Source organism: Cronbergia sp. UHCC 0137 (genome assembly GCF_034932285.1).
Taxonomy (GTDB): Bacteria; Cyanobacteriota; Cyanobacteriia; order Cyanobacteriales; family Nostocaceae; genus Cronbergia.
Map to the genome: position 1 here is coordinate 35,894 of NZ_JAYGHC010000040.1, position 11,562 is coordinate 47,455.

Annotated in this window: 11 protein-coding genes; 9 read left to right on the top strand and 2 right to left on the bottom strand. The window is 40.5% G+C overall.

The genetic code is table 11. The features are described 5' to 3' along the window. Positions 1-394: 394 nt before the first annotated feature. The 6 genes from VB711_RS19015 to thiL all read left to right on the top strand — a co-directional run bounded on the left by VB711_RS19015 (position 395) and on the right by thiL (position 5,684). Positions 395-745: a DUF6883 domain-containing protein gene (locus VB711_RS19015; protein WP_323287799.1), complete on the top strand. Its 351-nt coding sequence runs from the start codon at positions 395-397 to the stop codon at positions 743-745. A gap of 17 nt (positions 746-762) precedes the next feature. After that, positions 763-1,008 (top strand): DUF4926 domain-containing protein, encoded by a 246-nt coding sequence (locus VB711_RS19020; protein WP_323287801.1) that lies wholly within the window; start codon positions 763-765, stop codon positions 1,006-1,008. 185 nt (positions 1,009-1,193) lie between these two features. Further along, the gene (locus VB711_RS19025; protein ID WP_323287811.1) at positions 1,194-2,825 is read left to right on the top strand and encodes an ABC transporter substrate-binding protein; all 1,632 of its coding nucleotides are present in this window, start codon (positions 1,194-1,196) and stop codon (positions 2,823-2,825) included. Between the two features lie 67 nt (positions 2,826-2,892). Then, the gene (locus VB711_RS19030; protein ID WP_323287802.1) at positions 2,893-3,750 is read left to right on the top strand and encodes an Rpn family recombination-promoting nuclease/putative transposase; all 858 of its coding nucleotides are present in this window, start codon (positions 2,893-2,895) and stop codon (positions 3,748-3,750) included. A 21-nt stretch (positions 3,751-3,771) separates the two neighbouring features. Beyond that, positions 3,772-4,629 (top strand): Rpn family recombination-promoting nuclease/putative transposase, encoded by an 858-nt coding sequence (locus VB711_RS19035; RefSeq protein WP_323287803.1) that lies wholly within the window; start codon positions 3,772-3,774, stop codon positions 4,627-4,629. A gap of 38 nt (positions 4,630-4,667) precedes the next feature. Next, positions 4,668-5,684, top strand: a complete 1,017-nt coding sequence (gene thiL / locus VB711_RS19040; protein WP_323287804.1) for a thiamine-phosphate kinase — start codon at positions 4,668-4,670, stop codon at positions 5,682-5,684. A 455-nt stretch (positions 5,685-6,139) separates the two neighbouring features. On the opposite strand, the gene VB711_RS19045 is transcribed toward thiL, so the two are convergent. Together VB711_RS19045 and nadD are read right to left on the bottom strand one after the other, a co-directional pair. After that, positions 6,140-7,153, bottom strand: coding sequence for a type I glyceraldehyde-3-phosphate dehydrogenase (locus VB711_RS19045; protein ID WP_323287806.1), 1,014 nt, complete (start codon positions 7,151-7,153; stop codon positions 6,140-6,142). Between the two features lie 115 nt (positions 7,154-7,268). Next, a complete protein-coding gene (nadD, locus tag VB711_RS19050; RefSeq protein ID WP_323287807.1) occupies positions 7,269-7,892 on the bottom strand; it encodes a nicotinate (nicotinamide) nucleotide adenylyltransferase in 624 nt (207 codons plus the stop codon). Positions 7,893-8,268: 376 nt separating this feature from the next. Here nadD and murC point away from each other — a divergent pair, with 376 nt between their 5' ends. The 3 genes from murC (at position 8,269) to VB711_RS19065 (ending at position 11,366) form a co-directional block, all read left to right on the top strand. Continuing rightward, positions 8,269-9,729, top strand: coding sequence for a UDP-N-acetylmuramate--L-alanine ligase (murC, locus tag VB711_RS19055; RefSeq protein WP_323287808.1), 1,461 nt, complete (start codon positions 8,269-8,271; stop codon positions 9,727-9,729). Positions 9,730-9,859: 130 nt separating this feature from the next. Then, positions 9,860-10,858, top strand: a complete 999-nt coding sequence (murB, locus tag VB711_RS19060) for a UDP-N-acetylmuramate dehydrogenase (RefSeq protein ID WP_323287809.1) — start codon at positions 9,860-9,862, stop codon at positions 10,856-10,858. Between the two features lie 157 nt (positions 10,859-11,015). Continuing rightward, positions 11,016-11,366: a YbaB/EbfC family nucleoid-associated protein gene (locus VB711_RS19065; protein WP_323287810.1), complete on the top strand. Its 351-nt coding sequence runs from the start codon at positions 11,016-11,018 to the stop codon at positions 11,364-11,366. The last annotated feature ends 196 nt before the right edge of the window (positions 11,367-11,562 follow it).

The following is an 11,562-nucleotide window of genomic DNA, read 5'->3' on the forward strand; positions in this document are numbered from 1 at the left end:
CTGGGGCGCTCAGGAGTGAAATCCACTGGGCTGAGAATCCTCTGAGTTTTTTTATTGCTAATTTTGAGTTTTCCTATGCCGACTCACTACCATAGCTTCACTACTTTTGTCAAGAAGTTGCTGTTTTAGTGTTTGGGCGATGGCTAATCAAAAATGAGAATGTTTTAAAAAGTGTAACTTTTGATGGAACGCTTTGCAAGGGTGTCAATAGATGTGATTACCTAGCCTGTGGCTCAAATATCGCTACCAATCCCTTAAAATCTGCTGTTTATAACTTGATCTATCTTTTCTTATTTTGATCAATTTCCACAGCGATCGCTAATCAAAGATCATGCAAGAGCTTATTTCTCCGTTCGCTGGGTTATGAGGATTTAGGATATGATAAACTGCTAAAGTGACTGCCATCACATACATGAAAATTCCCAATAGCAATATTGCAGTAATTGAGTCATCCAAGTTGACTGAGTATTTGTTGAACACTGATCACAAGCGTGGTGGGTCAAAGGCAAAGCTATTAATCCAATTTGGTTATTCTCCTGATAAATGGCAGCAGCTAGAAGCAGATATTCGCAAGTTTCACTTAACTGTAGATGTTAATATGGTTAAGGAAACTGTTTATGGTACAAGATATGAGGTTAGTGCCAACCTAGTGACTCCTATTAACAGAGAACTTCTGGTTAAGACAATTTGGCAAATAGATACTGGCACAGATTTTCCTCGCTTGATTACCTTAATTCCTGATTAGTAATAGTGGACGCTGCGATGAATTTTCCCCTTTACTCAGATATAATTTTATTGCGTGATCTTCCAGAAGAAGGTGTATATTCTGGAGATATTGGGACTATAGTGGAACGACATGACGTGCTGGGACTAGAGACTGGTTACAGTGTTGAATTTTTTGATATGGTTGGCAATACTGTGACAGTAGTAACATTACCGATGAGTTATCTTCGTCCGCCAACCCATACGGATAGACCCGCAGTAAGATTTATGTCTGTTGCTGTATAATATAACAACGGTGGTTATCTAGATGATATTAATTAAATTTTAGGACGATCGCGCCAGGGGTAACTTGTCAGGTTGCTTCTTTTTTTGATCAATCTCCACCGCGATCGCCCAAAGCACACATATAGTAGAATAACTAGCTGGTGATCTAAAAAATATTAATCATGATAACTTGGCTTTCCCTGTCTATGAGACGGTGGGGTAGAATTACGAAATTTCTATCTTTGTTTTCTATATGTTTATTCTTGGCTGTTAGTTGCACACCTGGACAACAAACAACTACACCTTCATCCAGTGTGGTTAATACCCCTGTGGGTGATGGTCGGATTACTATCGGTACTACATCAAAACCAAGAACTTTAGATCCGGCGGATGCGTATGAATTGGCATCTTTGGGTTTAGTGTTTAATATGAGCGATCGCCTTTACACTTATGAACCGGGCAAAACAGAAATAAAACCCCAATTAGCCACAGAATTACCCAAAGTTAGCGAAGATGGTCTAACTTACACCATTCCGCTCCGCCAAGGGGTGGTTTTTCATGATGATACTCCTTTTAACGCTAAAGCAATGGCGTTTAGCATTCAGCGTTTTATTGAAAATAAAGGTAAACCATCTTTTTTACTGTCTGATACCGTAGATTCTGTTAAAGCCACTGGAGAAAATGAGTTAACGATCAAGCTGAAAAAGCCCTTTGCAGCCTTTCCTTCATTGTTAGCTTTTTCTGGGGTGTGTGCAGTTTCCCCCACAGCTTATGAACTGGGTGCTGGAAAATTTAAACCGAATATTTTTGTAGGAACAGGCCCTTATAAATTAGGTCAGTATGGAACTGATTCCATACGATTGGATGTATTTGACAAATATTGGGGAGAAAAACCAGCTAATAAAGGGATTAACGTCCAAATTCAGACCAGTCCTGTGAATTTATTTAATGCGTTTAGGACTGGTGCGGTAGATGTAGCTTACCTGTCGTTACAACCAGATCAGATTCGTAGTTTAGAAGAAAGTGCGAAAAAAGGAGATTGGCAAGCGATCACTGCTCAGGGTAGTGTAGTTAGTTATATGGTGTTGAACCGGAATCAAAAACCATTGGATAAAGTAGAAGTGAGGGGTGCGATCGCTGCATTGGTTGACCGTCCACTGTTAAATCAGCGAGTTTTATATAATCAAGCTGATCCCCTTTACAGCATGATTCCCACTACCTTTAATGTTTCCCAGCCACTATTTAAGGAAAAATATCCTGACGCTAATTTTGATCAAGCCAAAAAATTATTAACTACTGCTGGTTTTTCCAAAGAAAATCCTGCCAAAATTCAAGTTTGGTATCCAGCTAGTTCACCTACCCGCAGTTTGACAGCACAGACGCTCAAATCTCTAGCTGACAGAAAGATGGACGGCTTATTACAATTGGAAGTAAATACTGTAGAAGGTGCTACTTTCTTTAAAAACATTTCCAAGGGTTTATATCCAATTGCTTTACTTGATTGGTATCCAGATTTCCTAGATCCAGATAATTATGTACAACCATTTTTAGCCTGTCAAAAAGGCTCAGATGCTAAAGGATGCGAAGATGGTGGAAGTCAAACCCAAGGTTCTTTTTATTATAGTGAAACAATGAATAAGCTGATTGATCAGCAACGCAAAGAACAAAATCCTGAAGCTAGAAAAAAAATATTTGCCGATATTCAAACCCAAGTTGTCAAAGATATTCCTTATGTTCCTTTATGGCAAAATAAGGATTATGTATTTGCTCAAAAAGGTGTCAGCAATGTTAATCTCGACCCTACCCAAAATTTGATTTATAAAACTATTACCAAGTAATTGTAATAGTCATCTAGGGTGCGTTAACCTTGCAAATAACGCACCTTCAACAATTCTGTAATTAATCATGCGTCGAGACTCAATCTTCTACAAACTTTTTAAACAATTCCCTGGGTTACTCTTTGAATTGGTAGATGAACCACCTCCAGAAGCGCGAAATTATCAATTTGAATCCATCGAAGTCAAAGAAACAGCTTTCCGTATTGATGGAGTATTTTTACCACCGGATAACGCAGTTAATAAAACAGTATTTTTTGCAGAAGTCCAATTTCAAGAAGACCAAGACCTATATCACCGCTTCTTTACAGAATTATTTTTATTTCTTTACCGTCATTCCATCCGTTACGATGACTGGTATGGAGTAATAATTTTTCCATCTCGTAGCCTAGAACCAGTAAATCCAACAATTCACAGCGTTTTATTGGAGAGTAAAAAAGTTCGGAGGATATATTTAAATGAATTGGGAGATTTGCGACAACAACCGCTAGGATTGGGGTTAATGTTGCTAACTACGACTCCGAAAAGACAAGCCGTGGAAGCAGCAAAGTTTTTAATAGCGCAAGCAAAGACTACACAGATAGACACAATTTCAGAACAAGCGATAATAGATATAGTAACGACAATTATCGTCTACAAACTAACTAACCTAAATAGAGAAGAGATTAAAGCGATGCTGGGATTAATAACAGAAGAACCAAGAGCTATTCGAGAAGCAAAAGAAGAAGGCCATGAGCAAGGTCGTGAAACAGGAGAGCGATCGCTCATTTTGCGACTATTAAACAAAAAATTAGGTAAAATACCTAATGTACTGCTGTCACAAATTCAGAAATTATCCCTGGAACAGGTAGAAACACTGGGTGAAGCGTTGTTAGATTTCTCTACTCTTACAGATTTAGAAAATTGGTTACAACTTGAGAGAGATTAAAGCACAATTCTGTAATTAATCATGCGTCGAGACTCAATTTTCTACAAACTTTTTAAACAATTCCCTGGGTTACTCTTTGAATTGGTAGATGAACCACCTCCAGAAGCGCGAAATTATCAATTTGAATCCATCGAAGTCAAAGAAACAGCTTTCCGTATTGATGGAGTATTTTTACCACCGGATAACGCAGTTAATAAAACAGTATTTTTTGCAGAAGTCCAATTTCAAGAAGACCAAGACCTATATCACCGCTTCTTTACAGAGTTATTTTTATTTCTTTACCGTCATTCCATCCGTTACGATGACTGGTTTGGAGTAATAATTTTTCCTTCTCGTAGCCTAGAACCAGTAAACCCAACAATTCACAGCGTTTTATTGGAGAGTAAAAAAGTTCGGAGGATATATTTGAATGAATTGGGAGATTTGCGACAACAACCGCTAGGATTGGGGTTAATGTTGCTAACTACGACTCCGAAAAGACAAGCTGTGGAAGCAGCAAAGTTTTTAATAGCGCAAGCAAAAGCTACACAGATAGACACAATTTCAGAACAAGCGATAATAGATATAGTGACGACAATTATCGTCTACAAACTAACTAACCTAAATAGAGAAGAGATTAAAGCGATGCTGGGATTAATAACAGAAGAACCAAGAGCTATTCGGGAAGCAAAAGAAGAAGGTCATGAGCAAGGTCGTGAAAAAGAAGCGCGATCGCTCATTTTGCGACAATTAAACAAAAAATTAGGTAAAATACCTAATGTACTGCTGTTACAAATTCAGAAATTATCCCTGGAACAGGTAGAAACACTGGGTGAAGCGTTGTTAGATTTCTCTACTCTTGGTGATTTGGAAAATTGGTTGCAAGTTGAGGGAGATTAAAGCAACATTTTGGTAAAGCGATCGCTGTAAATTTAATTGTGAATAGTGAATTATCTTCCCTACAAGTTAAGGATATTGGTGAACAAGGTCTTTTATCTAGATTACAACGCTTTTGTCCACCAGAAATTATTGGTGATGATGCTGCTGTATTAGCCACTCCACCAGACAAATCTCTAGTTGTCACCACAGATATGCTAGTTGATGGTGTACATTTTAGCGATCTTACCACCTCCCCAGAGGATGCGGGTTGGAGGGCTGTGGCTGCTAATTTATCAGATTTAGCCGCAATGGGGGCTTTTCCCTTGGGAATCACCGTCGGACTAGGTTTACCGGGGAATACCAGGGTTAATTGGGTAGAAAGACTATATCAGGGAATGACAGAATGCTTGCAAAAGTATCATACTACTATTGTGGGCGGTGATGTCGTGCGATCGCCCATTACTACTTTAGCAATTACAGCCTTTGGTCAAGTAGATCCCAATTTTATTATCCGTCGTTCTGCCGCAAAAGTTGGAGATGCGATCGCTATCACAGGTATTCACGGAGCGTCCCGTGCTGGTCTAGAACTGCTCCTCCATCCCGAAATAGGTCAAAACCTCAAAAACCAAGAACAGGCATCTCTAATCAAAGCACACCAGCGACCCAATCCACGTTTAGATGTCATACCCATTCTTCATCAAATCATCAAACCCAAAACTAGCATCGCCGGCATGGACAGCAGCGACGGTTTAGCAGATGCAGTATTGCAAATTTGTCGTGCTAGTGGTGTCGGAGCCATTTTAGAACACGCACAAATCCCCCTTCCACCAGCTTTTAAACACTGGCTAACACCACAACAACAACGAGAATATTTTCTCTATGGTGGTGAAGACTTTGAATTAGTCCTATGTTTACCCCAAGCTCAAGCAGAAACTTTAGTTAAACAACTAGGCACAGGTGCAGCCATAATTGGCAAAATCACAGAAAATTTAACAGTCTTATTACATGATCAAGAGCAAAGATTTCCTGACCAAACCCTCACTCTAAACCAAGGATTTAAACATTTTAGCCAGTAGGGGAAGCATTGGTGTCAACTTAAACTCAAATCATTGTCCCACAGAAGTTTTACCCCTTATCTTAATCCCCTCCCCTCAAGAGCTACCGTGTACACACAAGTCTTATCAAGATTAAATCGGCGGTTAGAAACCGCAACTACACAGGCAAAACCCACCTCCGTGGGTTAAAAATAAGTAGTTTTTCTTCAGTCCACGCAGGTGGACTTTGTTTGTGTAGCCGTGATTTCTAATCGCCAGGGCTTGTTTTGGGTAATCAGATCACTTGTGTGTACACCGTAGCCTCAAGAGAGGAGGGGAGATTTTGCTAAAGCAAAAGCGGGGGTGGGGTTCTTCTTGATTGTTGGGGAACTGAATAAGTTTGATCTAACGGCATTATTAGGGTTTTAGGTTAAGTTAACACCAGTAGGGGCAGGGAAACCCCACCCTTTCCTTACTTCAAGAATGAGAACTGGGAATTATACCCACTTCTGAGCTACTAATTCCGCCAAATCAAGAACCCGTTGACTGTAACCCCACTCATTATCATACCAAGCCATAACCTTCACCATGTCATTGCCCATAACCAAAGTCAAATTAGCATCAACAATCGAAGATTCATCAGTACCTTGATAATCAGATGAAACAAGTTGAAGTTCGCTATAGCCCAAAATCCCTTTCAGTGGACCTTCAGCCGCAGCTCGGAGGGCTTGGTTAACTTCTTCAGTGATAGTTGGCTTCTCAACCTGAACCACGAAATCCACCATGGAAACGTTAGGAGTAGGTACACGCAAAGCTACACCATTCAACTTACCTTTCAATTCTGGAATTACCAGAGCCACTGCTTTTGCCGCACCCGTAGAAGTAGGTACAATGTTGATAGCTGCCGCTCTAGCCCGACGCAAATCACGGTGAGAAGCGTCTAATAATCGCTGATCTCCAGTGTAACTGTGGGTAGTGGTCATTGACCCCTTGATGATGCCAAATTTTTCGTTTAATACTTTGGCAATGGGAGCCAAGCAGTTGGTAGTACAACTGGCATTACTGATAATGTTGTGTTTGTGGTGGTCGTACTCATGATGATTCACACCCATCACAAAAGTACCATCCTCATTTTTGCCAGGAGCAGTGATTAGAACCTTCTTTGCTCCGGCATTGACGTGTCTCATTGCCCCTTCTTTGCTGGTAAAAACACCAGTTGCTTCAATAATCAGGTCAATTTCCCACTCTTTCCAAGGCAAGTTATCAGGGTTGCGATCCGATACACATTTAATCGTTTTACCATTAACGATGATGGAATTATCATCAGCACTAATGTCAACACCCTTTAACTTACCTAGCATGGAATCATATCTCAGCAGGTGAGCATTGGTTCTAGGGTCTGAGGTGTCATTAATAGCAACAAGATCAATATTACTATTTTCTCTACCCACCCAGCAGCGTGCAAAGTTACGTCCAATGCGCCCAAAACCGTTGATTGCAACTCTAATCACAGTATCTTACCCTCTGTATTTATGCCTATAAGTTGATATCGTTGAACCCAATCATATCGCAAAGGGGGGGGTACTCATAACCATAAAGCGTTATATCTAAAAAAAAACTCACAATTTATTCAGAATTATTAGAGTAGAGCCTGTGGGTATTGATGTAAGCTCTAACCGGCTCTGTCACTAAATCATGAATTGAATAACCTGCACAAGAAAGCCTACGGATCATGCTTGACGAAATTATTACTAAGGGGATAGACAATAGTTTCCAGTTAATATGTAAATTTTCTTTAAAATTCTGCTCTATACCCTTGCAAATTACCTTACTTTGAGCTATATTCTCACCACCTAGATGTCGGGGTGCAATCAACCAATCACACATTTGCGCTAGTTCATCTCCACCATACCAATTAGGTAACGTTTGGAAAGCATCTAAACCTATAATCCAATACCAGTGTGTATTCGGGTAACAGGAGGATAAGTTCTTAAAAGTATTAATGGCATAAGAAGTTCCAGAATCTTGTAACTCAATTGATGAGACAGTAAATTTGGGATTTTCTTGTGTTGCTAGTTGCAGCATTGCTACCCGATGCTCAAACAAAGCTGCTTGTTTATGAGGAGGATTTTGGGATGGAACCCAAATCACTTGTTCTAGGCAAAACTGCTCCACAGCCTTTTGAGCTATGAATAGGTGTCCTTGATGAACGGGATCAAATGTGCCACCAAAAATTGCTATGTCCTGCATAAATTCATGATTGGCTTTAGACAATAGAAGAATTATTTGACTTCCAGTGTATTATTGTAGTCAACTTATGTCCTTCTAGATTTGGTTTTGCAACCAAAATTTTATTGCGGTTAATTTTAGTAATTAACAGTAAATCATGTGTTGAAAATTACCAAAATTTATTTCCCGATCTGGACAAATTTTTCTGAAGAATTATACAAATACTTGGGAATCAGGAGTCAAATCTTTTGGAAATAACTAAAAGAGAAAAACATCAGGCATTTATTCAGTTATAAAAATAATGCAGGAGTAGTATCGGTAAAAAACAAATTCCTGTTATGATACGTGTGTCATTTGTGATTATGGCGTGTGTGGTGTGGTCTAAGAGGAGTAAGGAATGAATCATTATATAGATTTTAGCGGTAAGCCATTTCATTTCATTGGGATCGGTGGCATCGGAATGTCTGCTCTGGCCTACGTTTTGACAAAGCGTAAATTGCCAATATCCGGTTCTGATTTGCGTGCCAATCACATTACCCATAAACTGGAATCTTTAGGCGCTCATATTTTTAGTAGACAAGAAGCAAGCAATCTTGAATTTTTTGTGCCTCAAGTATCAGCGAAGGGAGTATTATTAAATTCACAAGAACAATTGTCATCGGCCACGGCAATATTGCCCCAGGTAATATGTTCAACGGCTATTAATGCCAATAATTTGGAATATAAAGCAGCATTGGAATTAGGTTGCCCAATTTGGCATCGCTCAGATGTTCTAGCTGCCTTAATTGCTGATTATTATAGTGTTGCGGTGGCTGGAACTCATGGGAAGACTACAACCAGTAGCATGATTGGTTATATGATGCTGGAAGCTGGTCTTGACCCAACAATTTTAGTTGGTGGTGAAGTCAAGGCTTGGGAAGGTAATGCTCGTCTAGGGGAAAGTCGATATCTGGTAGCTGAAGCTGATGAATCAGATGGTTCTTTGGTGAAACACGCGCCGGAAATTGGAGTGATTACCAATATTGAACTTGATCACCCTGACCATTATGACACATTAGAGGAAGTGGTGGAGACCTTCCAAAAATTTGCCCAGGGTTGTAAAGTTTTAATTGGTAGCATTGATTGTGACACAGTGCGCGATAGGTTAAAACCAACAATCAGCTATAGCCTCCAACCAGAAACCAAAGCCGACTACACAGTTACCAATGTTGACTATCGCGCTGATGGAACAACAGCACTGGTTTGGGAAAAAGGTAAGCCATTAGGTGTATTGAATTTGCAACTTTTAAGTCGCCATAACCTCAGCAATGCCCTAGCAGCAGTGGCCGTTGGTCGAGTGGTGGGTTTAGAATTTGGGGAAATAGCCAAAGGGATTGCTAATTTTGAAGGTGCAAGACGACGGTTTGAACTTAGGGGTGAAGCTGCTGGTATTACCTTTATTGATGACTATGCCCATCACCCTAGCGAAATTCGCGCCACCCTAGCTGCTGCCCGTCTCCAAGCTAGACCAGGACAAAGAGTAGTCGCTATCTTCCAACCCCATCGTTATACTCGTACACTTACCTTTTTAGAAGAATTTGCCCAATGTTTTACCCATGCTGATTTAGTGATACTAACTGATATTTACAGTGCTGGTGAACCAGATTTAGGGCAGATTACTGGACAACAGTTAGCAGATGCGATTAGCAAGCACCATCCACAGGTAGTTTATCAACCAGATTTATCCTCAATGTGCGAGTTTTTATTACCAACGCTAAGTCCTGGAGACTTGGCGCTGTTTTTAGGTGCAGGTAACTTGAATCAGGTGATTCCAGAAATTATCTCCATGTTCACCGAACCGGCTCAAGCCACATCTTAAAAGTTAAGAAAATTTGCTAGGTTTTGTTATTGAGTAAATTACACTACTAGCACTTATTTCCTAATTGCATTTTTCTTCCGTAATTAGACGGTAGACAATAGACATTGAAACATCACACATTGAAGTAAAAATGATAACCTCCCAGGCAGATGGCAAAGTCTGTAGAGTTTCTGATTTGACTTTACAGAGACCAGAAAGAGATCAATTAGGCGATAGTCAAGTAATTTATTTACCAGGGACTAATTGTGTCCTCAAGTCTCAAGCGTTTTTTTCAGCATTAACTTCCTATAGAGTTGGCGGTGCAGCCGAATGGTATGTTGCTCCCCGCAACTTAGATGGGCTGCAAGCAAGTATTCGCTATGCTAAAGAACATGATTTAAAAGTAACAATATTAGGCGCTGGTTCTAATTTGTTAGTCAGTGATCAAGGTATCCCAGGGCTAGTGATCGCTACTCGTCATCTCCGCTCTAAATATTTTGACCAGGAAACAGGCCAGTTAACTGTAGCTGCTGGAGAATCTATTCCTGCTTTGGCATGGGAAGCGGCAGATTTGGGTTGGGAAGGATTAGAGTGGGCTGTGGGGATTCCAGGTAGTGTTGGTGGTGCTGTGGTGATGAATGCTGGCGCACACAAAAGTTCTACGGCTGATATGTTGGTAAGCGCCCAATTACTTTCACCTGATGGAACATTGGAAACTCTCACTCCAGCAGAATTAGGTTACAGATATCGGAGTTCATCACTCCAAGGTGGACCAAGGATAGTAACTCAAGCTACTTTCCAACTCCAGCCGGGTGCAGATCCGGCAAAGGTTATGGCCATAACTAAGGAACACAAACAGCATCGGCTTTCTACCCAACCTTATAATTTTCCCAGTTGTGGGAGTGTGTTCCGCAATCCCCAATCTTACACGGCGGGGTGGCTGATTGAACAAACTGGTTTGAAAGGTTTTCAAATTGGTGGAGCGCAAGTAGCACAACTCCATGCTAATTTTATCGTTAATCGTGGTGGGGCTAAAGCCAGCGATATCTTTAATTTAATTCGTCATATTCAATATGAGGTACAAGAACGTTGGTCTATTTGGTTAGAGCCGGAAGTGAAAATGATTGGTGAGTTTCAGGCTGTTTATTAAGGGATGTAGGGAAACAGGGGGCGGCGAAAATGACAAATTTTACCTTTTACCCCTGACCATTTCTGCTTGCCAAATTACCAATTACTCTTTACCAATTACCCACCCCATCTATAATTGAATTTGATTTGTTATTCAAAGCACGTGCAGGCAGTTAATTATGACAGGAAAAGGACAGGGATTTGGCTTCGGCTTAGGAAAAATGAAAGAACTAGCCGAGGCTTTTAAAAAGGCACAGCAGGTTCAAGAAGGTGCAAAGCGTCTCCAAGACGAATTGGAGCAGATGGAAATTCAAGGGGAATCTGGAGGTGGTCTGGTTAAGGTGGTTGTGAGTGGAAACCAAGAACCCAGACGAGTGGAAATTTCTCCAGATGCTTTAAATGAAGGTGCTGAAGTGCTTGGTGACTTGGTGACGGCGGCAATGAAGGAAGCTTATAACAAGTCTACAGCGACTATGCGGGAACGCATGGAAGAGTTGACCAGTGGACTGGAACTTCCTGGATTGCAGTAAGTATTCTCAACACGGTTTAAAAATGAACTTTTTTGCCAATGCTTGATCGTTTAATTTGAGGATTTACGCACAAGTCACTGAAAAACAAACCACAGAGGCACAGAGTTCACAGAGAAATGAGGTTTTGAGTGGTCACTGAGCTTGTCGAAGGGTTGAAGTGAGATATTTTGCATAAGTCCTGAATTTAAGAGAGTTA